Origin of the sequence: Nostoc sp. CmiVER01 (genome assembly GCF_034531135.2) — a bacterium.
GTDB lineage: Bacteria > Cyanobacteriota > Cyanobacteriia > Cyanobacteriales > Nostocaceae > Nostoc.
In genome coordinates, this window is the sequence record NZ_JAVRBU020000006.1 from 330,126 (window position 1) to 356,804 (window position 26,679).

The window sequence follows — 26,679 nt, forward strand, 5'->3', positions numbered from 1 at the left end:
CACATCCGGTTTTAATTGGGAGGGGTGGGAGATAATACTCCCCCTCAACCTAACTCAACATCAAGAAGTATGGCAAATGAACGATGTTGTAGAAAATATAAACAACGTGAAATGTCTATCAGATAAACTTTGTAGACTTTGTAAACGATATAACAAGCCAGAAATGCTCCTTCAGCGCGGGGAGTGTCAATTAGGAGTCTTTTTCAATTCTTGCCATCTTTCTCGCAGTCGCTTCAAATTAGGAGCATGACCACCATAACGCCAACTAACATAAGCTTGGCTAATCTCATCTATGACCTCAGCAGTTGCTGGGGCATGATGCTGGTACGATCCTTTGGCATACTCTAAAGGTGTTTGTGCTGGATGCTTACCTAAACCTTTTTGGGTTGTCCATTGCAACATTTGTTGATAAAGGCTCTCCATTGCTGGCAATTTCTTTAACCATCGACGATTATGCCACTCTCGCCATTGTCCCCAACCCAGCCAACCAAAGAAAGCTGCTGTAGTTGCCAAGATTAAGCCAGTTAATACACCAAACCAACCTTGAGAGAATAAAGCTAAAAACCAAGCGATTGCTCTAATCACCCACTTGAATATTGTCTCAAATACATTATTCAACAAACCTGTCACTGGAGAAGGCAGCCATCCAGCAACCCAATGCCACAATTGACGCAAGACACTAAAAGTCTGAGTATCTTCCACTGATGGAGGTATAAGGGGATGATTGGGAATCGGGTCAAAGGCAAACCACCCATATTTAGGAAAATATACTTCCGTCATCGCATAAGCATCAGTATTACGGACAACATATAGTCCTGTAAATGGATTAAATTCTCCTGCACTAAACCCTGCTACCAACCGGGCTGGGATGCCAATGGAACGCAACATTACCGTCAGAACTGTTGAGAAGTGGTCTGGATAACCGCCTTTATATTTGAATAAAAAAGCTTCTACTAAGTCATCTTTTTCTCCCAAATAAGGCAAATCTAAGGGATTTTGGGGAAGCGAGTAACGTTGTTTTAAATATTGAGCTAAGTAAAGAGCTTTTTCATAGGCTGAATCTAGACTTTTAGTGGACTTTGCAACTCGTTCTTGATTGTAGTTAGCAAGAATTTCTTCGGTACGTTGCCGGACTTTTTCGGAAATTTCGGGAGGAATTTGCAGATAATGCTGTTGAATATCTTGTGGATATTTAGTAGAAGCTTCACCTAATTGAGTACGATCGCGGTATGGTACTTCAGAAACTACTGTGTAAGTGAGTCCTTCTGATAACTCTACAGGCGATCGCAATCCGTCTTCCTTATCAACAGCGATCATTGGTGTGGGAAAGTAAATCTCTTTGGGATAAGCCATCGCCGGAATTAGGTTAGGCAAATCCGCAACCACTGTATAAGTTTGTACTATCTCTTGGGTTTTACCAGTAATCAAAGGTCGATTCAGGAAGATTTGGTAAGACCAAGGCGATCGCTTGATAGTTGTAACATCTTCATTACGGGAAACTTCCCAGCCCTTACCCGTATAACGGTCAAATCCTAGAACTCGCCAAAAACCCTCAGCTTGCGATCGCACCCGCATCACAATTTTCGGTTTCATCTCGCCCCGCAGGTTTTGGTTAATTTGGCTATTAAAACCGTAATAAAAGTTATTATCTACTTTACCTGGTTGACCATTTTGATTTTGTCCCGTACCACTGCCTTGATTATCACCTTTACCTTCGCGGACATAACCGGGATTAATAATACTGCGTCCCGTGAAATTACCTTTTATTGGAATCGCAGAACTTACAGGAAAGTTCCGTAACTGATAGCCAGGAAATCTGGGTAAAACAGCAAAAATTGCCAGTCCCAGACCGACAATTAGGAAGAAATTCAGAATTAAAAATTTAAAATTAAGAGTTGAAGAATTCTTCTGATTGAATTTTTCATTTTGAGTTTTTAATGGCTGTAAACCCAAGCGTGAGCGATAATCTAATACTAAAGTTGGGAGAGCGATCGCTAAAAATAACAGCAACACAGGTGCAAATGCTAAAGTCTGGCTTAACGTTGCCGCCACACCCAATAAAATCAGTCCTATAACAATCGAATAGCCCAAATTTTTGCGGCGGGGTGTATCAAAGCTATGTAACACCTGGAGTTGAATTAATAACTCCGCTAAACCCAACCGTGTATCATTCAACTCTCCCACTAATCGCCCAAAGAAAGCACCCAGTGCCACTAACATTCCGATGGCGATACAAAACTTAACTGCAACATTGCGATCGCGGCGACGATAGTAACTCCAAATCGCACCCAATACGCTCAGAGGTAACGCCCAAAAGCTAAATGAAGTTTCGGCAGCGATATCCGTCGCCACAATTCCCAAAACAACCAATGCTAGCACCAGCACCCGCAAGGAAATTGAATCTTCTACTTCTATTAAAGGCGATCGCTGCGGATTTTGCTGCCATAAATTACCTACAGAGACACGCCAAAATCGATTCATCCTGGATAAGTTAAGCATTTCGAGTCTAAGTGAAAATTCCACGGAAACAATGCTGAGGACGAAACTGTTCCCCCTAATTTAAAGTATTCCCGTTAGAAGAAGCTTTATTATCCTGTTTTGATGTATCTGTTAAGGTTTAGTGCCTATTTTACAAATTAAATTCCTCACAGGAGTTTTAAATGTTAAAAGTTTGACTTTATAACATTTCCTAACTACATAAGATCCCATCACAGCCCCCTCTCGAAGAGTGGGGAGGGGGTTGGGGGTGGGGTTCTTCGATTTTAAAGTAATCAAGCGAACATGATATGACGTTACCACGAACTGTAACGCCAAGCGCGAACATAACTCAATACAGTTCAGTTAAGCATTTCTTTCTTCTCTCTGCGTCCTTGGCGTCCTTGGCGGTAGCCTGCGGCAAGCCGTTCGCGTAGCGTCTCGTAGAGAAGCGTCTACGTTAAAAAAATTGAGTTTGACAAAGAGTTTTAGCCTTAACTGAACCGTATTGGAACATAACTTTGTATAAAAAAACAATCCAATCGAATAAATTCGTTATGAAAAATTGGTGGCTTGATAAAATAAAGGCGAAATCAGCACAACAAAACTGACTCGTTTCCCAGGCTTTGCTAGTAACCCAGTAGACTGACCATTACCCACAAAAATCAATTATGGAATGGAGGGTAAGTTTACACCCACTGCTTACCTGTAACCACGCTTTAAGTATAAGTAAGCACCCTGTTGCTAGTAGTATCTAAAGACAAAAAAAGCCCCAAGGCAACAGCTAGGCAATAGTTACCTTAAGATATTCGACATTACGTGCTAGCGGTGGTAATTAAGGTTACACAGTGAGATTGATCACAAACAAAAGCGACTGTTCGTCTACTTCTGGAAACTCAACTTCCAGAGTATAAGTTGGGTTAAGTTGCTCACAGCCTAACTCTACACTTAAGTATCCGGGAGTTGAAGATGTTGCCATTGCTAAAGTTCCACTTGTGCGAAGTGTCAAAGTTCCTTTAACAGGTAACTCAGCCTCAACAAGTAACTTCGTAATACCTACAGACTGATACTCTACTTTGATATTCAAATTACCGACAGTGGTTAGCCATTGTCTTTCCACCACTGGACTAGCTGCTGAAAGTGGTAGAGTCAGATTTTCCAGCAGTTGTTTAGCTGCCAGCAACGACAAAGCCATTTGTTGACGCGGTTGTAAATCTGAATAATCGCTCTGAATATTGGGCACATCCAAAGTATTTACAGACCGATAGGTGCTTCTTAGCACCAATCCCGCGATATCATTTAGTGCTTGAGACTCGTTGGGAAAAAAGTTCTCCACCACTTGAACTAATTTTGCTCCCAGAGGCACCGAAGATGTCACCATTGATTGACATTTTTCTAGCAATTGCTGAAAAACTTTCTCAGGCAAAGGACGTGGCAGATTCAGCTTCGACTGTTGTACCATCCACCCCCAGCTAGGAACGAGCGTCATTGAAGGCTCATCTACACAATCGGGATAGTCGATTAATTGTGTTTCCCAAGGAAATAAAGGTGGGTGTTCTTGGGCTTGAATTTGTAAGCGATGCTTAAGGACAGCTTGGAAACGATCTAGCACAGTAGGAATTTCTCCTAATTGAAAGGTCTGGGGCGTTCCTCCCAATTTTGGCTCACTGCTTTTTGAAGCAGTGGCTTCATTGTGGAGGTTTTTTACCCCGTCATTTTCCTGACATTCTACAGATTGGTTGTTATTTTTGACATCATCTGTCAATAACCAACCGAGACACTGAGATTGTAAGGATTCTGAGTCACTATTCATGAGTAGATGCACCTGATCCGGACACTAATGAGTTACGAATTTCCCAAGCTTGCTCAAGAATCTTAAACCATCGTTTTTGAAGTTGTGCCATTGACAGCCCTAAAGTTTTTGCGATTTTTTCATCGGCTTGTCCTTGCTGCTTCAACTCTAGTAAAGATCGTTGCTTACTGTCCAGTTGTGCTGTGTATACTTGCCATTGCTGGGGAGTTAAACCCAAATTGGTATGTAAAGAAGCTTCCAGCCACTCGTGAACTAATTCCCAACGATGTAACAAGGCAAACCGAATCAAATGGTACTTGAAGCGCTGTTGTAAGTAATCTCTCTGACGAGGGGTTAAACCTAAAATTGACTCAATTTCCTGTGCTGATAAATCCTGGAGGCGGAGAGAAAAGTAATCAGCACAGTCAGATTGTTGCCGTTCTTCGAGATAATTCATTAATTCTGTAACTACAACGGAACGCAAGGTATCTTCTTCAGGTTCGGGTTCGGCTTGCGTTGCCATTGTGGAGCGTAATTGATGCACTGCTGGTTCTTCCCAACAACCATCGCCTTCATTATTGCTGCCTTCTGCGGCTTGTTCTATATCTACGCTAGTTTCTGGGGGCTGTTGTTGAGAAAAAGTTTGCGCCCGCAAGATAATTAGCTGCTGCTGACGGCCTGGTAAGGGAATGCGTCGTTTGCCGTAGCGCTCGGTAAATGCCATGTATTCGGACAATTCTAGAAGCGTCTGAGGGCGATAAGTAGCACCAAGTTGATTTTCTCGCCGGAAAGCGTTCAATGCCTCCAGATAAAAACTCTGTAAAAAATCTTCAATTATAGTCAGTCGCCCTTGATAACTCAATTGCTTCTGAGGCGGATTAATGTATCGATAAATAATGGCACTCAAAGTACTGTGTAATTCTACCCTGCCCCGGTTTGAACCCAACTGATAGTACCTGAGACACTGTTGTAGCCGATGCCGAGCTAGGGTCATCGCCGAGCTTTCTACAGATCCAGAAGCTTGGATACGTTTGCTTTCCTGGCAAATCCGATAGACTTCGGTGGTAATACGTCTTGCTACATCGTGGCAATTCTGTTCCGAAGCTTTGGTTGATTGTTGAAACTCCCTGGACAGGAGTTGAAAGATCACCTCCACGCCTTTAGAATTTTCTCCCAGAATATTTGCAGATGGAATAGTTGCGGTTGCGGCTGAATTCATAGTCTCGGTTTTCAAAAGACCCTAAGTATTTAAATACAACCTGTACGACTGTGGGTGTTGGCTTTTTCGGTTTTACGTATAAGCTAAACGCAGACCAATCCTATATTGAGAATGTGGCTGATTTTATTATTCCCAACTTGGATGGGATTGTTCACATTTTGATAGATGTTATTGCCATTACCCAAAAGCCGTATACAAGTCATTATGGATTTAGAAGCACAAATTCAATTGCTGATTGACAATGCACCCCGCGATGGTATGACACCAAATTTGATTGCAGCAATTGCTCCTGCCCTTAGAGCGATCGCTCAAAAATTACGTCACTCCCAGTACTATATTCTCCAAAATTCAGAATCAAGCTGGGTTTTAACTACATTGAGCAATCTTACTAATCCAGGACTGGAAAAGCGCGTTGTTTACGCTTTCCCTACCATACAGGATGTCTCTCTAATTTCCCCTGCTGGGCTTGACCCTCAAATGCTAGCTAAAATTATCCCTGTCACCCATATTTTGTTCCAATTGGTGGCATTGGAACCCGTAGATAGTATCGTTTTTTTGGAGACGCCGGGTAAGACCACCCATACCGTTGAAATTCGACGAACTGAACTAGAAAAACTCATACAGAAACACTTACGACAACAGCGATCGCCTAAACAGATACCCCCTGATATTGCATAGAAAAAACTTGGATGTGGGATTTTTTAGATACAATCCCACATCCAAAATTTTAAATCTCAAATTTGTTTGAAAAAGTTTTTGATGAAAATAAATTAATGCCAGTTACTAACCTTTTAGTTCTTTAAAGAACCAAGCGATCGGCTTAATTTTTCGCCTAATCTAAAATTGCTTAACAAACAGTTATCAGTGAACATTTTTCAAAATTTAGCTAACCATTGAGCAAAATTTCTCCACCTAAGAACAGGTGGAAGATTTTACTTGGGGTTTAAATTCCCCTAAAGTACCTGTTAACTGCTAAATGATTTAATAAAGGCGGCTCAGTGTGTACTCAGCTATATTAATCAATGCCTGGTGGGATTCTGAGGGTGGGAGAACTGCAAGATGTTCAATTGCTAGCTTCGCATGGTGAGCAGCTAACTCTCGCGCCTGCTGTATGCCTTGACTATCTTGAATTAGTGCTAGGGCTTGCTCTAAATCTCCCTCTTGAGCAAACTCTCGCTCAATTAGCACTTCCAAGGATGGTTTTTGGGCTAAAGCAAATAAAACGGGTGCAGTCAGATTACCACTTTTCAGATCCGACCCTACTGGTTTACCCAAGGTATCTGTTGTACTGGTGAAATCTAGAATGTCGTCAACGATTTGAAATGCTATACCAAAATGACGACCGTAGCTATATAGATGCTCAACAGTTTCTCGCGAAACTTCACTGAGTAACCCAGCAGCTTTAGAACTGTTGGCGATTAATGAAGCTGTTTTGTAATAACTCTTCTGAAGGTAAGTTTCAATAGAGATACTAGCATCAAAACGATTCAATCCCTGCTGGATCTCACCAGTAGCCAAATCCATAATGACTTCTGAGAGAAGTTTTACTACCTCCAAATTGTCCAAGTTTGCTAAATACCAGGACGATTGGGCAAAAAGAAAATCTCCTGCTAATATGGCAATGCGATTACCGAACAAACTATGAACGGTAGGAACGCCTCGCCTCACATCTGATTCATCTACCACATCGTCATGTACCAAGCTAGCTGTGTGAATCATTTCTGTAATCTCAGCTAGGCGTCGATGACGCGGCGTAATGTCTTGTTCTAACATTGTTGCCCGCGATATTAGCAGGACAATTGCTGGTCTGATACGCTTTCCCCCAGCACCGAATAAATGTTCGGCTGCTGCAAACAGAATGGGGTGGCGATTTCCAACTAGCTCTTTTAGGTTATCTGCTAGTAGTCGCAGGTCTGCTTCCACAGGGGTAAACAGGGAGGTGGCTGGGGTCATGGATGGGCGGACTCTGACTTAGGTTACGAAAGTTTACATATCCTACACTCATTTTAAGATAACCCTGTGCCAGCGCAAAGTTTTCATAAGGTAATCCCATTTTCATGAGTCTATAGGTGATACTTAAGGTTAATAACGTGTTTGTCAATAAGCAATTATGCTTAATTTTTGATAACTCAGGTTTAACAATAACTTCATACACGAGTTATAAGTACATGGGAATAAATATTGGCTTAAATTATATTCAGTAGTTTCTCGGTACACCTTTCTCGCTACAATTCAAAACATAAATTAAGCAATATTGCTTATTGACAAAACGGATTTTACTTAGATTAGTCACCAACGAATCAGACTAAGTTTATTCAGGACTGAAGTGTAGCTACTCAAAAAATTTGAAATTTAGCAGTCGAATAGGCTCAAAATTTAAGGTCGTTGTGTTACGCTAAAATATAGGAATTTTAAATTTTTCAGATATTCACACCCCAAAAGTAAGTCACCTAGTAGTTGATTTTACTGACTTGGTGATGTAGGTCTAAAATAATTAGTCGTAGTTTAAAATTCAGGAAATAATTCCTTTAATTTTTCCTACGAGCCGCGAAACTCCTGGTTTGGAGCTATGCGATATCCCTATGGGAAGCCGCTACACGTCTTCAGCGCACGTTGAGCGCAAGCATTGCTCCTTTCACAGCAATGTGATCAAAAATAAAGCAGATCAAGTAGACCGCAAAGAATCATGGTTTTAGATTGTTTTTTAGCAATCTAACTGCTGTGGGATCTATGGTCTGCAAGAAGTCGTATTAGAAAATAAATTATCTGTCTATAGAGAATTTTATCTCTATAGGTAATTTTGCCATTATGAAGCTACAGCCATCAAGATGCACTTGCTTGGCTGAGGTTCTGCTAATTTTATAGAATTTTATATTTCTTTAGAAAGGTGCTAGTAGAACAATGATTTACGGAAGTATACCTATGATGATTTTTATTTTAGCGTCTGGATATTTGTTCACAGTCTACCTATTATTAGCACTGGCAAAGCGAACGGGTACAAAGACTGTTGCTAGAAGTTTTTCTTCATCTACCGAAGGAAAACACAAGCAGGAAATATCAGTAAGGGCAAAGGTGACTGAAGCAGTTAATAGTCAGTAGACATTGGGCATTGGCAAATGACCAATGACCAATGACTAAGGACAAATTAGTTTTATTAGAGTTGGGAAATAGCGGTATCAGTGAAGCAAACCTCTTCAACCATTGGGGTATAGCCTAGCCACTGTACTCCTGACTGGGAAAACTGTTTTGGACAACCACTAACAGCGAAGCGAGTTGGCAGTGGGAGATGGGTATTTTTTAAGCCTAGTAAGTCTAACTCTTGAGCACAAGCTGCTACGACATGAACAGCTGGGTCAATCAGTTGGACATGGGAAGGGAGGAGCGATCGCAATACTGGTGTAAGGTGGGGATAATGGGTACAACCGTGAACTAAGGTGTCAATTTCCTGCTCTAGTAAAGGTTCCAGGTAAGCTCGTGCTACTTCAGCAGTGTAGGGGTCGTGAATCCGGTTTTGCTCGATGAGTGGCACAAACTCTGGACATCCAACTTGCCAGACTTGAACTTCAGGAGCAATTTCGATTATTGCATGCTTATAAGCATTACTTTTAGCTGTAGCGGGAGTGGCAATTACACCAATCCGCTTTCCTTGTTGCACCGCAGCTTTTGCACCTGGTAGGATTACTCCCAAAATCGGTATGTTGAATTCCTGACGCACGGTTTCCAGGGCTAGGGCAGAACTGGTGTTACAAGCCATAATTACCATTTTTACCTGCTGCTGTTGTAGCCAGGTAATAATTTCATGCGTGAATTGTAAAATTTCTGCTTGGGAACGAATTCCGTAAGGGAGTCGGGCTGTATCCCCAAAGTAGATAATTGATTCATTGGGGAGTTGCCGATATAGTTGTCGCAGTACTGTCAGACCACCCACACCACTGTCAAAGATGCCAATTGGGGCACGTTGCGGTTCTTGATCAGAAAAATTGTCAAGATTCGCTTCAAAAATCGAAGATGAATACACGGGCAAATATAAATTTAGGTTTTGGGATTTAAAATACAGAATTTAGCAGACAATCTCCAAATTGACTACTAAATTCTGGATGCCAAAAAAGTCTAAATACCACCTTTTAATAGTAATTTGTACTATATTATCGCTGTAAGTATTTTAAGATGCCACGAGCGATCGCTTCTGCCATCTGATTTTGATACTCTGGTGTTCCCAATCTGGGATTGTCTTCTCGACCAGTCATATAACCTGTTTCTACTAAAATCGAGGGCATAGAGCTTTTTCTAAGGACATAGAATCTGGCTTTGCGAGTTCCCCGGTTTTTGATTGTACTGATATTCTGGAGGATGGTATTGCGAACTACTTCAGCCAAAGCATAACCGCTATCATAATAATATACTTCTAACCCATTAACATCAGGGCGATTATCAACCGAATTAGCGTGAATGCTAACAAAGGCAGTCGCATTAACCCGCTCGGCAATTTCTACCCGTCCCTGAAGTTCTACGAAAAAGTCAGCATCGCGTGTGAGTACTGCCTGTACACCATTTTTCTCTAAAATGGCTGCTACCCTTTTACCAATAGGCAGAATTACATCCTTTTCTAAAAGTCCGCCTAAACCTGGGGCACCTGAGTCTTTTCCACCATGTCCTGGGTCAATCACAACTAGTAATTTCCCTCTAGGAACGGAGGGGCGCGGCTGTGGCTGGGAGATAGGACGGGGGTTGTCTGTGGGGTTTGGGAATTGACTTAGGTTTGGCGATGGCAGAGGAGGTAAACCAATCGACGGTGTGACGCTACTAGAGCGTTGTAATTCTAAAGCTAAAAGCTGGTCGCCAACCTGATTGAGTTCCCCAATTTGTACTCCGGCTGCTGGTTGAACCAAGACGACGACAGTATTGGATTCTTGTGGTTGCAGACGAACCCGCAGGATAGGGCTATTAGCATTAAAATTCGGGCCTGTAACTCTGGGAGCTAACCGAGCATTGTTGATGGTAATACGGAACAGACCAGAAGTTCTATCCCAGCCTCCTGTAGCAGATAAAGCTTGGTCGCCTCTAATCAGTAGTTGTGTCCCATTACCAGCCAATTGCACAGACTGAATGGTAGCAGGTGAGTTGTTATTAGATAGTATTGGACGGGAACTATTGCCTCCAGGCAACTGGGCAATGCCACGACTGGGCAGAACTACAAAACCACCAATACTGCTAGTTGTTGCCCGCCAATTTTGACTATTTTCGTCCACCTGTAAAGTCATGCGAACAACAGATGGGCTTGTTTGTAATTGGCTGAACTGAATGCGGCTGACACCATAGCGATTAATCGGCAAATCGCGCTGCCCTAAATTTGGTGATAAAGTAGCGCCAGTAATATCGATGTTAACTGCCCTTTGATCGTTGCTACGATTTACCTGAATCTGAGGATTACCACCATTGGTACGGATGAAAAAACCATCGCCTGTGACTTGTAAGTTCTCAATTTGAGTAACCCTGGCGGCAAGCATTCCGTTTTTAGGTGGATTGACAGAGTTTGGTGTCACTACGTTGTAAATATTTCTTTGGGAGAACACTGGTGGAAATGTTCTCGGTGAAGTCTCTGTTGCTATAGCTTGTTCTTGTTGTCCTCCAGTATTTGAGGGAACATTTTCAGCTACTGGTCTAGGTAATTGTACCATCCAGCGATTGCCAGTTGTGCCAACAAATTGTACTTCCTTGGGGTCAAGAGTATAACCAGGAGTCAATTCCACAACTATGCGCGTTGTTTGTTCGTCAAACTGCCCAACACGGATAGCGCGGATTGCACCGCCCACCTGTTGTGTTAACTGCGGACGCCCAAATGTGGTTCCTGGCAAATCAATTACCAAACGAGTGGGGTTAAAAATTAATTGTGCTTGGGGTTGAACATCCCCCGAAGTATTAATTTCCAGACGATTTTGGTTGGTATCAAAACGCCAAGATTGGAGTCTCGCGGCCATTGCCGGCGACGACAGCATGAAGATAGTTCCAATAATACTGGATAGTAACCAGTGTAATTTCACAGTCCTTTCTCCTAATTCACATTCATGGGAGCCGTCAACATCTCAACATATTGGCAAATCCTCACACCGTCACCGCGCACACTTGAGTTTTGCGCTGTTATTAAGACACAGCTAATGGCGTAAAATATAGCACGCTCCTTTGATTTTGCCATGCCATGACCTATATAAATTTGACTGTCAATTTTAGATTTTAGATTCCTAATTTTAGATTTTTTTATTTTTGGTTCATGGCGGACTAACACTTTGATACACTAACACTCCTTGTGGTGTGAAATAATTCCATTATCGAAAATTTAAAATTCTCAACCCCCATCCCTTTATTACTGGGGTTAATCCAAAATCCAAAAGACGCTCGAGGACTCGCTAACGCTTCGCTATCCAAAATCCAAAATTGCTCGGCTTGCAAATCATCAGATGACAATAACCAAGAAGCTACTTTGAACCCGCCGCAAAAATACTTAAATTGTTTACTACTAAATTGGATAAAGTTGGTAAAGATTAGATGTATTTACTCAATAATTTCGATTAAATTACTTATCTTCTCTTTAGATACTGAAGCACGCCACGAGCGATCGCTTCTGCCATTTGATTTTGGTAAGCTGAAGTTCTGAGCCTAGCCATATCCTGTCGACCAGTCATATAACCTGTTTCCACGAGAATGGAGGGCATAGAACTTTTTCGGAGCACATAAAATCTGGCTCGCCGCACTCCCCTGTCTTTGATAGTACTAATGTTTTGAAGAATGCTACTACGGACAATGCGAGCTAGATCCAGACCGCTATCGTAATAATATACTTCCAAGCCATTAACATCGGGACGACTCGCACCTGCCGAATTAGCGTGGATGCTAACAAACACATCAGCATTAGCTCGTTCTGCTAATTGCACCCGTCCTGGAAGGGTAACAAAATAGTCAGAATCCCTGGTCATAATAACTTGTACGCCATTTCGCTGCAAAATCTCAGCCAGTCTCTTACCAATAGGCAAGATAACATCCTTTTCGCGCGCGCCCCCAATGCCAAGCGCTCCAGAGTCTTTGCCACCATGTCCGGGGTCAATAATCACTACCACTCGCCCATTGGTAACTCGGCGCAGTGGTTGTATTGGCGGTTGGAGATTGGGATTGTTTGGGTCTGGGAATGGCCCCCGATTTGGTGGTGGTAGCCCAGGTAAAGCATAGGGGGGTCTTCCAGGGAGGGCGACAACTCGCCGAGAACCTTGTATTGGAACCAAAAGCTGGTCACCAATTTGCTGGGGTTGCCCAAGTTGCACTCCGGCTGCTGGTTGAATTAAAACAACAACTGTGTTGGATTGTTGGGGTTGCAGACGGACTCGAACAATGGGGCTATTGGGAGCAAAAGTCGGGCCTGTAACTCTTTTAGCTAACTTGGCATTAGCAATTGTGACGCGGAACACACCTAAGGATCTATCCCAGGTTCCCGTGGCAGATAAAGTTTGGTCGCCTCTAATTAGCAGTTGTCTGCCATTATCAGCCAGTTTTACAGACTCAATTGTAGCTGGCGAGTTATCGGCAGATGGTCTACTGGTGGGAAAGAAGGATGATTGTGTCTGATTGTCAGAATTATTATTTCCAGGCAATCTGACAACGCGACTAGGTAGAACTACTAATCCACCACTGTTAGTATTAGTGGCTTGCCAGTCGGGGCTATTTTTATCTACCCGCAAAGTCAGGCGAACGCTAGGAGGTTGGTTTTGTAGTTGGGTGAATTCGACGCGGCTAACACCATGTCTGTTCACAGGGATATTATTCTGTTGCGCCAGACGTGGTGATAAAGATGCGTCAGAGATATCCATGAAGATACTAGCGCGATCGCGGCTCCGAATTACCCGAATTGGAGAATTACCACCACCACTGGTGCGAATGAACAACCCATCGCCTGTTACTTGTAAGTTCTCAATTTTAGTTGCCCCTTGAGTAGTAGTGGCAACCCTTGCAATACTAGGTTGAGGTTCAGAGTCTGGGGTAACAACAGTGTAGGCACTTCTGGGAGATAAAGTGGGAGATGACGCTACTCTATCCACTTCTGGTCTAGGTAATTGCACCCTCCAGCGATCGCCAGTTGTACCTACAAATTGCACTCTTTTAGGGTCTAAAGTATAACCAGGAGTCAGTTCTACAACTATCCGGGTTGTTTCTGCATCAAACTGCCCAACCCGGATCGAGCGAATTCCACCGCCCACCTGTTGGGTTAGCTGCGGACGCCCAAATGTGGTTCCTGGCAAATCAATTACCAGCCGAGTTGGATTGAAAATTAGTTGTGCCTGGGGTTGAACTGCTCCTACAGTATTAATTTCCAGCCTGTTTTGATTGGCATCAAAGCGCCAAGATTCAAGTCTCGCAGCCATTACCGGCGACGATAGCATGAAGATAGTTCCAATAGTGCTGGGTAGTAACCAATGTAATTTCACAGTTCTTTCTCCTAATTCACGTTCATGGGAGGCGTCAATGAAGAGGCAGGGAGCAGGAGAGACAAGGTGACAACGTGACAAGAGGTAAGAACTTGCAACAAGTCTTCCCCCTTGTCCCTAATTCCTCTTCTCCAGCCAAGCTCCACTCTGCCCCAATTCTTCTTTTCCATCCCCCTTGCTCCCTGCTCTCTGCTCCCTTACCTCTTGTTCAATATCTCAACTCATTGGTAAATCATCACACCGTCACCATCTAAACTTGACCTCTGATGCCTTTTCTGATTTTTTCAGATGGTATAAAGACGCGCTTAAATCAGTTACCAGGTTTTATATTGGGTCTAAATTCCCATGTGAAAATTTCCACCTTTAGAGGTAGGAATTCTGACTCCCAAGGAAGCTAGAAAACTAATAATTGATAACTGTTCACTGATAACTGATAACTGTTTTTTGTTTTTCGCCATCAATGTACTAAATAGATAATTCCCATTCCTTTGAGGGATCTAGCAAAATTTATGGGTGTTACTCCCCAATTACCTGGAAGATTTTCAAATAAAGGCTCACAAGCCAAAGGAAACTGGAAATAAATAACATTCCAAATGGTGGTAGAAATTATAAACAGACGATTATTTTACAATCAGACGGGACGGAAATTTAGGAAGAGAAGTTTCCACTGCATAATTGGGGGATGAGGGAGATGAGGGAGAGTTATTGAAGAAGAGGAAAAGGGGCAGGGAGCAGGGAGCAAGGGGGATAGAACAGAAAGGGGATTTGACCCCTTCAATACGAAAACCACTTAGCTCTTGTTGCGGGAATCAGACCCATGTTCCCCCTTCATTCCCACGGCAGGAGTCAGGGGTCATGTTCCCCTGCTCCTTTCCCTCCAGCAAGAACTGCCTCTGCCTCTTGTTGAACAAGTTTCCTCCCATTCCCCATTCCCAAAGATTAGCGATCGCTAGATTCTGGGGTTACTTCCAAATTGCTAGTGTCATTTGATGCTGGTACTCTTGGCTGAGGTGGTTCAATTACCAACGAGGTTCCAGAGGTACCATCTAAAATCAGTTGGTCTGAGACTGAATCCACAGTTTTGGGATCTGGAAATACAAATCGTAACAAAGGAGGAGCTAAAAAAGTTGTCAAGATTACCATCATGATAATTGCTGCCCCTAATGGTTTCGAGAGAGCGCCACTGGCTGCACCGACACCAGCAAATACTAATCCGACTTCCCCTCTAGGAATCATCCCTACACCGATCGCTAAACGGTTGATTTCCGGTTGACCAAACACGCTTAAGCCTGTGATTACTTTACCGAGAATGGCTACTATGATCAGGAAAGTTGCCATAATTAAACCTTCCCGATTATCGGGAATTGCTGGGTTTAAAACTCCCAAATCGGTTTTTGCGCCAACAGTTACAAAGAAAATTGGCACTAACATATCGGCAATGGGACAGACTTGCGTTTGTAGTTCTTTGCGCTTATCTGTCTCTTCTAGAACTAAACCCGCCGCAAAAGCTCCTAAAATTGCTTCTAAGTGGATGACGGCGGCAAGGTATGCCATAGCAAAAGCAAAGATGAATGCTGGTATTACCAATCCACCGCGTGTTTTGAGTTTATCAGCGATCGCTACAAAGGACTTATTGAAAACATTCCCTAGTAGGATTGCTCCCAAAATAAAACCAGTGGCGCTGATAATCAAATAAATGACTTTGCTGACATCCACCACGCCATCTTTAGCTAGGCTGGCAACTACCGCTAAAACGATGATTCCCAAAACGTCGTCAATTACGGCAGCACCCAAAATAATCTGCCCTTCTTTAGAATTGAGTCGCCCCAACTCTGACAGCACTTTAGAAGTAATACCAATACTAGTGGCAGTCAAAGCCGCCCCGGCAAAAATTGCGGGTACAGCACTAATACCAAACAAAGTCATCAGCCCCACAGTACCAGCAGCAAAGGGTACTGCTACCCCCACTACTGCAACGACTGTGGCTTGGATACCAACTGCCATTAAATCTTTTAAGTTCGATTCCAAGCCGATTTCAAACAGTAGGATGATTACACCCAATTCTGCCAAAACCGAAATGACCTCAGACTGCGCTGCAAACACGGCTGGAGTAGCTTCTGGCGTTAAACCAGCAGTGATTTGAAGGAAGGACATGATCAAAGAGTTAGAACTGTCTGTGCCGCCTTCTGGAAATACTAAAAGGTGGAAAACAGAGATACCAACTACCACACCACCTACAAGTTCGCCTAAGACAGGCGGTAAACCCACTTGGTTTGATAACTCTCCACCAACTTTGCTGGCGAGATAAACGATTACTAAGCTTAGTAACACTGCTGCTACTACCATTGAACTGTCTGCGGCTTGTGTTGCGGTAGCCAGCAGAGGAAAAGAGAAGTTGATTGGATCTAACAAATGCATGGGTTCTCTGAAAATCCTTCTCTTTGATTTTGACGCGTTTCTGAAAAACATCCTATGGAAATACGATGGACAGATTAAATAAATTAATTTGTCCCTAGTTCGTAGTAAGGACTTCAGTCTTTATTTCTAAGCACTAAAGTGCTTACCCTTCTCCTAACGGAGACGCTGCGCGAACGGGTGACGCTCGTCGCTCGCGGACTCGCTAACGCTGCGCTATCGCCCTTGGCGTCTACCCTTGGGAGAAGAGCGCGCTAACTCATTACAAATCCTCAAAACTAGCTTAAGAAAGTACTGGTGTAATTTTTTTAGTTTCCAAAAATGTAACCATTTCAGCTTTTGATTATGGCAGTGTCAAAGTAAGAACATACAAATCGTATCTAGCGATCGCACTTGAGTTGTGAAAAACTTGTGGTGACTGTTGATTTTCAACAGCCACCAGAAAATTCCTAGATACGTTGATTAAAAACATCTGTGGATACTTTGAGGAGTGCAAATCTTATGACTAGAGCCGCTTTATCCGGTTCACAGTTTTCTAATAGAAAATTGTGGAAAATACTGCCTTTAGCAATGCTTTTATGTGTAAATTTTACATTGCCTACGTTAGCACAAGAAAAAGAGAAATTATGGCGAACTCTTAGTGTTAGTGGTCGTGGAGTAGAAACAATTCCTACAACCTTGGCGCAGGTCAATTTAGGAGTAGAAATTCAGGGGAAAACAGCCCAAGAGGTACAACAAGAAGCTGCCCAGAGGTCATCAGCTGTAGTTGCGTTCCTCAAGAGCCAAAATGTTGAAAAATTACAAACTACTGGTATCCAGCTTAATCCTGTTTACAGTTACACCAATAATGTGCAAAGGATTACAGGCTATGCTGCCAATAACACTGTAAGTTTTAGAATTCCTACTGAGAAAGCTGGGACATTATTAGATAATGCAGTGAAAGCGGGTGCGACACAAATTAACGGTATTAGTTTTGTTGCTAATGATGAAGCGATCGCATCTGCTCAAAAACAAGCATTAAAAAAAGCTACTCAAGATGCCCAGCAGCAAGCTGATGCTGTTTTCAGTGCCTTGGGTTTCAAATCCAAAGAAGTGGTGAGCATTCAAGTTAATAATGCCAGTGCGCCTCCACCACCACCGATGTTGTTAAGGGCAGAAGCTGCCAAAGTAGCTGATGCTTCTACTCCTGTCGTTGGTGGTGAACAGCAAGTAGAAGCATCGGTGACGCTGCAAATTAGTTACTAGTCATTTGTCATTTGTCATTAGTCCTTTGTCATTTGTGAGGGCAAAGGACTAATAATCAATGCCCAATGCCCAATGCCCAATTAGAAATTCTCTGGCGAAAAATCTCCGCCTCCTTCTGAATCGCGCTTAGAGCCTAATAAATCTAGTTGGTCTACTCTAATAATTGGTGTTGAACGGTTTGCTCCTGTTTGGCGATCGCTCCATGTGTCAAACTTCAAGGAACCCTTTATCCCAATTAAGCTTCCCTTACGCACATAATTACCTGCTACCTCAGCCGTCTTGTCCCATAATTCCAGAGTGAACCAATCAGGTTCATCACTGTTGCGCGATCGCCTTTTTACAGCTAGCGTCAATCTACACTTAACACTACCAGATTCAAAATATTTTATATCAGGGTCGCTACCTACACGACCAACAAGAGTGACAATATTGATACTCATGGGCGTTACCTTTTAGTACATGCGTACTTAGTAATTTAGACTTTCATCATAGCGAATTGTGAAACACTTGAAAATAATGCATTAAACAGTTAACAATATAGTTGACTTGAAAAATTATACATACTACTGGGAGAAACACATAAAATCATACGGATATACTAAGTTAACCAGAGAATATCAAAACATACATAGCTAAGACATCGTAAATATTCCTGGGAATCATATAAAAATATAGTCTAGTTTACTGAACTCAGGATATAAACATAATCAAATCAACTCTACCGTTGTAGTCAAGAAGTATCGCACATAGGGGGCTTATAGACGCGTGGGTATTTTTAGGAACTTTCGTACATCATGGGATATGGGTATCGACCTCGGTACCGCAAACACCCTCGTTTATGTATCTGGTAAAGGTATTGTACTGCAAGAGCCTTCTGTAGTTGCTATCGATGTCAACGAAAAGGTAGCACTGGCAGTAGGAGAAGAAGCGAAAAAAATGCTCGGTCGTACACCTGGAAATGTGATTGCCCTCCGCCCCTTACGGGATGGTGTAATTGCTGATTTCGATATAGCCGAGCTAATGCTCAAAAGCTTTATTCAGCGTGTAAATGAGGGCAAATCTTTGATTTTACCTCGAATTGTCATTGGTATTCCCAGTGGCGTTACAGGAGTAGAAAGGCGAGCTGTGATGGATGCGGCTCACCAAGCAGGAGCAAGAAAAGTTTATTTAATCGATGAACCTGTAGCTGCTGCCATTGGTGCAGGACTACCTGTTGCTGAAGCCACTGGCAACATGATCATCGATATTGGTGGTGGCACAACAGAAGTTGCAGTGCTGAGTCTTCAAGGTACGGTAATCAGCGAATCAGTACGCATTGCTGGGGATGAACTGACTGATGCGATTCTTCAGTATATCAAGAAAGTTCATAACTTAGTCATTGGTGAACGGACTGCCGAGGACATCAAGATTCGGATGGGTTCTGCCTATCCTACTAATGATGATAATGACGCGATGATGGAAATCCGAGGTTTACATCTGCTTTCTGGTCTTCCGCGTACTGTAACAATCAAAGCCCCAGAAATCCGTGAAAGTATGTTGGAACCGCTATCAGTAATTATAGAAGCTGTGAAGCGGACACTAGAACGTACACCTCCAGAACTGGCAGCAGACATTATTGACAGAGGTATTATGTTAGCTGGTGGTGGTGCTTTGCTCAAAGGCATAGATACCTTAATTAGTCATGAAACGGGGATTGTGACTCACATTGCCGCCGATCCTCTCTGCTGTGTTGTGCTGGGAACAGGTCGTGTGTTAGAAAACTTTAAACAGTTAGAAAGAGTTGTCATTGAAAGCTCTCGCAATATGTAGCAAGAAAAATATCAGACTAGAGTTCTATTTGAGTTCTATTTGGGTTTTATATAAATAGAACTCAAATAGAACTCAATTATTTAAGTATGTAAAGGTATATATGGTTACAATACGGCGTTGGTGGGATCATAAAGGGTTACAAATCGGGTTTTTAGCGTTAGTAGTTGGTAGTGCTTGGATATTGCGACAAACTCAAGGTGAACTGGTGCTTGAGACATATCAGGCAATTACCCGTCCGTTAGAGATGTTGCAGTCAGGGCCAACTCCAGAAGAACGTCTTAGAGATGCGCGGATATTAGAATTGCAAACCCGTATAGTAGATTTGGAAAGTCAAAAGACCAAACTACAAGATTTATTAGGCTATGTAGAAAAAGAGCCATTGGCATCACGGCCAATTCCAGCACGGGTGGTAGGACGTAGTGCTGACCAGTGGTGGCAACAAGTCACCTTGAATCGTGGTGCGAATGCAGGGATTCAAGAAGGCTTTATAGTCAAGGCTGAAGGCGGATTAGTGGGTTTAGTGGAAAGTGTAACTCCTAATACTAGCCGCGTGTTGTTAATCAGCGATCTTAAAAGTCAAGTGGGTGTATCAGTTAGCCGCACAGCAGCTAAAGGCGTTTTGCGAGGGGATTCTTCAGCAGAAGCGGTGCTGGAGTTTTATGAAAAAGTCCCAAATGTCAAAGTAGGAGATTTAGTTTCCACATCTACTTATAGTCAGAAATTCCCATCTGGTTTGGCTGTAGGACGAATCAAGTCGCTGGATTTAAAGAAACTTCCAGCATCAGTAGCGAAAATCGAGCTTTTTCCGCCAATTCGCTCTCTTGATTGGGTAGCTGTTTATCCAAAGCCAGAAAACCAAGAGTTGGAAACCCAATCGGTAAATCAAGTGCCGCGAAAGTCTAAGTAAATTCTTCAAAAAAATCCATAGAAAAATGAAGATTCCTGCATTTGGTGGTAGCAGGCAGAAAAGGCCAAAATCATCACAGCGAAAATCGAAATTCCAAATCCAGCCACTTTCTCGTTGGCATCCCGGTGTACGTCAATTGTTGGGTTGGATAGTGACAGCTAGTTCTGTACTGTTATGTTTACTATTATTGCCAACCCGCTTACCGGGTATGGAATTATTGGGAATTGCCCCAAACTGGCTGTTAATTTGGGTGGTAGCTTGGAGTGTGAAGCGCACAGTGTTTGCCGGAGCATTGGCAGGTATAGTTCTAGGACTACTTCAAGATTCAATGACATCACTTAACCCTACTCATGCCCTCAGTTTAGGTATAGTGGGAATGTTAACTGCTCTGCTCCAGAAGCAGCGTTTTATCGAGGAAGATTTTATTTCGATTGCTGTAATTGTCTTTGTTATGGCAGTTTTGGCAGAAACTATTTTTGGCTTGCAATTAACTTTGATGGGGAATGAGCGCAAGGTAACAGATATTTGGACATATTACCAGCGTGTCGCCCTAGCCTCTGCCATTCTTAGTAGTTTGTGGGCACCTGTGGTTTATTATCCGCTAAATCTTTGGTGGCAACGGATAAAGTTGTTGGAACAATAGTCAAAGAATTTTAGATTTTGGATAGCGAAGCGTTAGCGAGTCCTCGAGCGTCTTTTAAATTTTGGATTAACCCCGATAATCAAATAACACCGTATCATGGTAGTGAGTGGCACTTATATTTGATACTTTCTTTTTTGCTTTAAAAGAATATCAGGTAAGTTATCTCCTGATTTACTGACGGCAAAATGTGGAAGCTTTTACTAAGTAATTTAATTGGAGAACGCTAATGTCGAAAGAAAGAAAAAGTAATAAAGAGGTTAAAAAACCTAAAAAAGATCCCAAAGACAAAAAGGAGAAAAACGACTCAAATAAATAGAAATATTTAGGTAATAGCTTTAGCGAAGACCAAGAGTTGTATTTTTTTAATTGACAATACTTCTTCAAGTAGGATTGGGTAGGAGAAGTTATTGTCAACAATCTATTTACCCTTGGTCAAGCCTCAAAACTTCATAATTTAGGTTAGTGTGTGCGATTGAAACTAAATTAGGCAGGAGTAAACTTCAACGAAACCCCATTCATGCAATAACGCTTGCCTGTGGGTGCAGGGCCGTCATCGAAAACATGACCCAGATGGCTACCACAGCGACTACAATGCACTTCAGTTCTGGTCATAAACAACGACTGATCTACAGTAGTAGCGATCGCACCTTCAATCGGTTTAAAGAAGCTAGGCCAGCCAGTACCACTGTTAAATTTGGTATCGGAGGTAAACAGTGGCAGTTCACACGCAGCACAATAATAAGTACCACTGTCGTATTCCTTATCCAATGGGCTGGTGTAGGGGCGTTCAGTCCCATGTTTACGCAATACTTTAAACTGTTCTGGCGTTAAAATAGTACGCCATTCCTCTTCAGGTTTGGTAATTTCAAATCCACTATTAGAAGTTGTCATCGCTTCTGACTCCCAATTGATATACCTTGATAACAATGCTGTGCCGACTATTACTGCACTAGCTTGTAAAAAATACCGTTTGTCCATATATCTATTATTTTCTATTTTGAGGTTAACTGGGCAATCAACTCCAGTACGGAATTCCCTACATTAATGACTATAATCAGCGATCGCTCTGAATTCACGCTGATAAACTGATTAAAATTAGCTAAGAAATAACAAAATAAAGCCACCGTATATTAATGGCAACGTGCTTTTTTGGTCATGTTAGCCAGTAAATTAAATATAGGGCGTAAAAAAATAAACTAAATGAAAGCGATGTCTAACGACAAGCCGCAAGCCGTCTGCGCTTCTGATTTTGCATCTATCGTCGGCGAAGAAAATGCTGTTTGTCTTTGGGAAAATATCGAATTAAGTCAGCAAAAACGTATCCAACAGGCTATAGCTTCTGGAAATTCTCCCAGTTGTATCCTCTATCCCCGCACCCAACAACAGCTAGCCGCAGTCATCGCTACAGCTTACACTAACAACTGGCGTGTCCTCCCCTGTGGTAGTGGCAGTAAACTTAGCTGGGGTGGTTTAGTTAAAGGCGTTGATATTGTAGTTAGTACAGAACGCATTAACCAACTCATTGAACACGCTGTTGGAGATTTGACTGTCACAGTAGAACCTGGGATGAAGTTCTCTGATTTGCAAGCACTTTTGGCAAAATCGCGGCAATTTCTTGCTCTTGACCCCACAGCACCAGAGTCAGCAACTATTGGTGGTATTGTTGCCACAGGTGATACAGGTTCTCTGCGACAACGTTATGGTAGTGTGCGTGACCAGTTACTAGGTGTTACCTTTGTGCGTGCTGATGGCCAAATCGCTAAAGCTGGGGGAAGAGTAGTTAAGAATGTTGCCGGATATGACTTGATGAAGTTGCTTACTGGGTCTTACGGCACATTAGGCTTTATTAGTCAACTAACTTTTCGCGTATATCCGCTAGCGGAGACATCAGCAACGGTGGTACTAACGGGTAGTGCAGAGGCTATATTCCAAGCGGCTGATATCCTTCGAGGTTCGGCGTTAACACCAGTTCAGGCTGATTTGCTATCAACGAAATTGGTGTCTAGCTTAGGTTTGGGTCAAGGACTGGGATTAATTGCACGCTTTCAAAGTATTAAGGAGAGTGTTAAAGAACAATCAAACCGAGTTTTGGAAGTAGGGCAAAAGTTAGGTTTAGATGGGGCAATTTTTGCTGATGGTGATGAGGCTAATCTATGGCAGAGATTGCAAGAACGAATCCATACTACTGCTACAGAATCTGTAATTACTTGCAAAATAGGAGTGTTACCTACTGCTGCTGTGGAGATTTTGGCTCAGGTGGAGTGGGGTTTAATTCATATAAGTAGTGGTTTGGGTTTGTTACAATTAGAGGATAAAAATCAAGTTTTGAAAGTGCGCCATTATACCCAAGCTAATAGAGGTTTTTTAACAATTCTGGAAGCACCAGTGGCGGTTAAAGAACAAATAGATGTTTGGGGTTATACGGGGAATGCTTTGCCGTTGATGCGCCGTATTAAGGAACAGTTTGATAGTAAGAATATTTTAAGTCCTGGTCGGTTTGTGGGTGGAATTTAGTTTTAGCGAACCGCCAAGACGCCAAGGACGCAAAGGAAGAGGGGAAAAGAATTAATTATGCAAGTTTCCGAAAATTCTGTTAATAATACGGCTAGTTTAAAGAATTTGAAGGGGTTTGATGAGAGTCATCCGCCTGATCCAAAGTTGATTGATAGTTGCGTACATTGTGGATTTTGTCTCTCAACTTGTCCGAGTTATCGGGTGCTGGGTAAGGAGATGGATTCTCCTAGAGGACGTGTCTATTTAATGGATGCAATTAATGAGGGCGAGATTGCTTTAAATACGGCAACTGTAGAACATTTTGATTCTTGTTTGGGGTGTCTTGCTTGTGTGAGTACTTGTCCTTCTGGTGTGCAGTATGACAAGTTAATTTCTGCAACTCGTCACCAAGTTGAACGAAATTATCCTCGCAGTTTACCAGATAAACTTTTTCGTCAACTGATATTTTCTTTGTTTCCTTATCCCAACCTTTTACGGGTTTTATTAGTTCCGTTGTTGGTTTATCAAAAGTTGGGGTTTGCTAAATTAGTTCGTGCTACGGGTTTACTCAATAAAATATCGCCCCGTTTGGCAGCAATGGAATCTATTCTGCCAGAAATTACTCTTAAATCTTTTCAAGATAATTTACCTACTGTGATTCCCGCTAAAGGTGAGAAGCGGTATCGCGTTGGGGTAATTTTGGGTTGCGTGCAACGGCTGTTTTTCTCTCCCGTGAATGAAGCAACGGTGCGGGTTTTAACAGCGAATGGTTGTGAAGTTGTAATTCCGAAATCTCAAGGTTGTTGTGCGGCGCTTCCTGAACACCAAGGACAAACAGAACAGGCGAAGGCTTTAGCAAGGCAGATGATTGATAGTTTTGCTAAGACTGATGTCGATTTTGTGATTATTAATGCTGCTGGTTGCGGTCATACTTTGAAAGAATACGGTCACATTTTAGAAAGTGACCCAGAATATCGGGAAAAGGCAAAGGATTTTGCAGCTAAGGTGAAAGATGCTCAAGAGTTTTTGGCAACTGTTGGGTTAACAGCAAAACTTTCAGCGTTGAGTGATAAACCATTGAATTTAGTTTATCAAGATGCTTGCCATTTATTGCATGGACAAAAGATTAGTGTGCAACCGCGTCAGATATTGCGGCAAATTCCAGGGGTGAAGTTGAGAGAACCAATAGATGCGGCTTTATGTTGTGGCAGTGCTGGGGTTTATAATATGCTGCAACCAGAAGTTTCTGAAGAATTGGGTCGGCAAAAAGTGCAGAATTTGTTGAATACTGGTGCTGAGTTAATTGCTTCTGCTAATCCGGGGTGTACTTTGCAGATTACGAAGCATTTGCAATTGCAAGGTAAGAAGATTTCAGTTATTCACCCGATGGAGTTGTTAGATTATTCGATTCGGGGTGAAAAGTTGAAATTGTAGATAAGATTAACCAGGGTTTTACCCCACCCTAACCCTCCCCTTATAAAGGGGAGGGAACAAGATTTCTTATTTCCCCCCTTTATAAGGGGGGATTAAGGGGGGTAATTTGACTTGTGTATACATCGTAGCTAGAAGGGTAGGAGGAGTTAGGGGTGCGGTTCATCTGAATTCTGTTTAATTAAACAGACAAAAAATCACTCAATCTGAAGAAGTTATTTCCGAAATAGCCACTTTATCGTCTGTATAATCACTGAAATGGGCAAGAGTGCCAGGTTACTTTCAGGTGATTTGTGATGAAACTAGATTTGGTCAGGTTTTTTCAAGCTTGCAACCCCAGTAAGACTCTGGTTGTGAGCAAACCGGAGGATAGACAATATTATATTGATTTCTCTAAAGTGCGTGGTGCCAAAATTATTGAGGAACTTGGGCGAACTATCACCCGCCTTTCACCTGAAGAACCTACCTGTCAATTGTTTACAGGACATATCGGCTGTGGCAAGTCTACTGAATTACTGCGACTCAAAACAGAGTTAGAACAGCAGGGATTTCATGTGGTTTATTTTGAGTCTAGCCAAAGCCTAGATATGGCTGATATTGATGTTACAGATATTTTACTGGCGATCGCTCGTGAAGTGAGTCAAAGTCTAGAAGCAATAAAAATTAATCTCAAACCAGGATACTTTCAAACTCTATTTACTGAACTTGCTGAATTTTTGCAAACGCCGATAGAACTTGGGGGAGAGTTATCTGTAGGTATTGCCAAGATTACCGCCAAAACTAAGGATAGCCCCAAACTTCGCTCTCAGTTGCGGCAATATTTAGAACCGCGTACCAATGGTATTTTAGAATCAATCAACAAAGAATTGCTCAAGCCTGCTAGAGACAAACTCAAGCAGCAAGGTAAAAAAGGACTGGTGGTAATTATAGATAATCTCGACCGAGTGGATAATTCTTTAAAGCCTTCCGGTCATTACCACCAGCCAGAATATCTCTTTGTTGAACGCGGTGAACAGTTAAACCAGCTAAATTGTCATGTTGTTTATACTATTCCCCTAGTGTTGATTTTTTCTAACGCTTTAGGCAGGTTAACAAATCGCTTTGGCGCAGACCCCAAGGTTTTGCCGATGGTTCCTGTGCAATTACAAAATGGTTCACAATTTTTACAAGGAATCACGCTGCTGCAACAGATGGTCATGGCGAGAGCTTTTCCTGATGTCAGTTGGGAACAAAGCCAGCATTTGATTACTGAAGTTTTTGATAGTGCTGATAGTTTAGAACGGCTGTGCTTAGTTAGCGGCGGTCATTTGCGTAACTTGTTAATGTTATTATTTCGCTGTCTTCAACAAGAAGACCCGCCTTTGTCGCAAGAGTGCGTAAATAGAGTGATTAAACAACGCCGTAATGAGCTAACTTTGGCAATTACGCCCGATGAATGGGAATTACTGCGTGAGGTGGCGCAAGAAAAAAGCTTGAGAGGTCATGAAAGATATGAACTTTTGCTCCGCAGTATGTTTGTATTTGAATACCGGGATGAGGATGGTTCTTGGTTTGATATCAATCCGATTTTGGCAGAAGCTAAGGAATTTAGGTTATAAATTGGGTATTTTGTGAAATGCTATAACGTTAAGCATCTCAGTCGTGATGGGAGCGGTCTGTGTCTTCACGGGAGTGGTCTGAGTCTTCACGGGAGCGGTCTATGTCTTCACGGGAGCGGTCTGAGTCTTCACGGGAGCGGTCTGAGTCTTCACGGGAGCGGTCTGAGTCTTCACGGGAGCG

General features: G+C 42.5%; 19 protein-coding genes. 9 read left to right on the forward strand and 10 right to left on the reverse strand.

All coding sequences use genetic code 11. The features are described from left to right. Positions 1-186: 186 nt before the first annotated feature. From RMZ43_RS12235 to hetZ, 3 genes are all read right to left on the reverse strand, one after another. Positions 187-2,481, reverse strand: a complete 2,295-nt coding sequence (locus tag RMZ43_RS12235; protein WP_322652744.1) for a transglutaminase TgpA family protein — start codon at positions 2,479-2,481, stop codon at positions 187-189. Positions 2,482-3,316: 835 nt separating this feature from the next. Next, positions 3,317-4,288, reverse strand: coding sequence for a PatU (locus RMZ43_RS12240; RefSeq protein ID WP_322652283.1), 972 nt, complete (start codon positions 4,286-4,288; stop codon positions 3,317-3,319). Beyond that, the gene (gene hetZ, locus RMZ43_RS12245) at positions 4,281-5,486 is read right to left on the reverse strand and encodes a heterocyst differentiation protein HetZ (protein ID WP_322646714.1); all 1,206 of its coding nucleotides are present in this window, start codon (positions 5,484-5,486) and stop codon (positions 4,281-4,283) included. Before hetZ ends, RMZ43_RS12240 begins: the two co-directional genes overlap by 8 nt. A gap of 204 nt (positions 5,487-5,690) precedes the next feature. Between hetZ and RMZ43_RS12250 the strand changes: the two genes are divergently transcribed. Beyond that, positions 5,691-6,164, forward strand: a complete 474-nt coding sequence (locus tag RMZ43_RS12250; RefSeq protein ID WP_322652282.1) for a hypothetical protein — start codon at positions 5,691-5,693, stop codon at positions 6,162-6,164. A gap of 303 nt (positions 6,165-6,467) precedes the next feature. On the opposite strand, the gene sds is transcribed toward RMZ43_RS12250, so the two are convergent. Next, positions 6,468-7,439 carry a solanesyl diphosphate synthase gene (sds, locus tag RMZ43_RS12255; RefSeq protein ID WP_322652281.1) on the reverse strand — a complete coding sequence of 324 codons (972 nt, stop codon included), beginning with the start codon at positions 7,437-7,439 and terminating at the stop codon, positions 6,468-6,470. A gap of 948 nt (positions 7,440-8,387) precedes the next feature. Between sds and RMZ43_RS12260 the strand changes: the two genes are divergently transcribed. Further along, entirely contained in the window at positions 8,388-8,585 is a 198-nt protein-coding gene (locus RMZ43_RS12260) for a hypothetical protein (protein WP_322646716.1), read from the forward strand. A 55-nt stretch (positions 8,586-8,640) separates the two neighbouring features. Here RMZ43_RS12260 and murI read toward each other — a convergent pair whose 3' ends face one another. The 4 genes from murI to RMZ43_RS12280 form a co-directional block, all read right to left on the reverse strand. Then, the gene (gene murI / locus RMZ43_RS12265) at positions 8,641-9,504 is read right to left on the reverse strand and encodes a glutamate racemase (RefSeq protein WP_322646717.1); all 864 of its coding nucleotides are present in this window, start codon (positions 9,502-9,504) and stop codon (positions 8,641-8,643) included. Positions 9,505-9,631: 127 nt separating this feature from the next. Further along, complete coding sequence (locus RMZ43_RS12270; protein ID WP_322652280.1) at positions 9,632-11,527, reverse strand: N-acetylmuramoyl-L-alanine amidase; 1,896 nt, start codon at positions 11,525-11,527, stop codon at positions 9,632-9,634. A 534-nt stretch (positions 11,528-12,061) separates the two neighbouring features. Further along, complete coding sequence (locus RMZ43_RS12275; RefSeq protein ID WP_322652279.1) at positions 12,062-13,957, reverse strand: N-acetylmuramoyl-L-alanine amidase; 1,896 nt, start codon at positions 13,955-13,957, stop codon at positions 12,062-12,064. 939 nt (positions 13,958-14,896) lie between these two features. Then, positions 14,897-16,375: a cation:proton antiporter gene (locus RMZ43_RS12280; protein ID WP_322646721.1), complete on the reverse strand. Its 1,479-nt coding sequence runs from the start codon at positions 16,373-16,375 to the stop codon at positions 14,897-14,899. Between the two features lie 498 nt (positions 16,376-16,873). Here RMZ43_RS12280 and RMZ43_RS12285 point away from each other — a divergent pair, with 498 nt between their 5' ends. Then, positions 16,874-17,617, forward strand: a complete 744-nt coding sequence (locus tag RMZ43_RS12285; RefSeq protein WP_322646722.1) for an SIMPL domain-containing protein — start codon at positions 16,874-16,876, stop codon at positions 17,615-17,617. 80 nt (positions 17,618-17,697) lie between these two features. On the opposite strand, the gene RMZ43_RS12290 is transcribed toward RMZ43_RS12285, so the two are convergent. Next, complete coding sequence (locus RMZ43_RS12290; RefSeq protein ID WP_322646723.1) at positions 17,698-18,057, reverse strand: single-stranded DNA-binding protein; 360 nt, start codon at positions 18,055-18,057, stop codon at positions 17,698-17,700. Between the two features lie 361 nt (positions 18,058-18,418). On the opposite strand from RMZ43_RS12290, the gene RMZ43_RS12295 reads away from it, so the two are divergent. The 3 genes from RMZ43_RS12295 to mreD all read left to right on the forward strand — a co-directional run bounded on the left by RMZ43_RS12295 (position 18,419) and on the right by mreD (position 20,976). After that, entirely contained in the window at positions 18,419-19,426 is a 1,008-nt protein-coding gene (locus RMZ43_RS12295) for a rod shape-determining protein (protein ID WP_322646724.1), read from the forward strand. A 100-nt stretch (positions 19,427-19,526) separates the two neighbouring features. Beyond that, entirely contained in the window at positions 19,527-20,333 is an 807-nt protein-coding gene (gene mreC, locus RMZ43_RS12300) for a rod shape-determining protein MreC (protein ID WP_322646725.1), read from the forward strand. A 25-nt stretch (positions 20,334-20,358) separates the two neighbouring features. Next, positions 20,359-20,976: a rod shape-determining protein MreD gene (mreD, locus tag RMZ43_RS12305; protein ID WP_322652278.1), complete on the forward strand. Its 618-nt coding sequence runs from the start codon at positions 20,359-20,361 to the stop codon at positions 20,974-20,976. Between the two features lie 483 nt (positions 20,977-21,459). Here mreD and msrB read toward each other — a convergent pair whose 3' ends face one another. After that, positions 21,460-21,954, reverse strand: coding sequence for a peptide-methionine (R)-S-oxide reductase MsrB (gene msrB, locus RMZ43_RS12310; protein ID WP_322652277.1), 495 nt, complete (start codon positions 21,952-21,954; stop codon positions 21,460-21,462). 222 nt (positions 21,955-22,176) lie between these two features. Between msrB and RMZ43_RS12315 the strand changes: the two genes are divergently transcribed. From RMZ43_RS12315 to RMZ43_RS12325, 3 genes are all read left to right on the forward strand, one after another. Beyond that, positions 22,177-23,490 (forward strand): FAD-binding oxidoreductase, encoded by a 1,314-nt coding sequence (locus RMZ43_RS12315; RefSeq protein ID WP_322646728.1) that lies wholly within the window; start codon positions 22,177-22,179, stop codon positions 23,488-23,490. A gap of 57 nt (positions 23,491-23,547) precedes the next feature. Next, positions 23,548-24,903, forward strand: coding sequence for a (Fe-S)-binding protein (locus RMZ43_RS12320; protein WP_322652276.1), 1,356 nt, complete (start codon positions 23,548-23,550; stop codon positions 24,901-24,903). A gap of 293 nt (positions 24,904-25,196) precedes the next feature. Next, positions 25,197-26,498, forward strand: a complete 1,302-nt coding sequence (locus tag RMZ43_RS12325) for a P-loop NTPase fold protein (RefSeq protein ID WP_322652275.1) — start codon at positions 25,197-25,199, stop codon at positions 26,496-26,498. Positions 26,499-26,679: the final 181 nt, after the last annotated feature.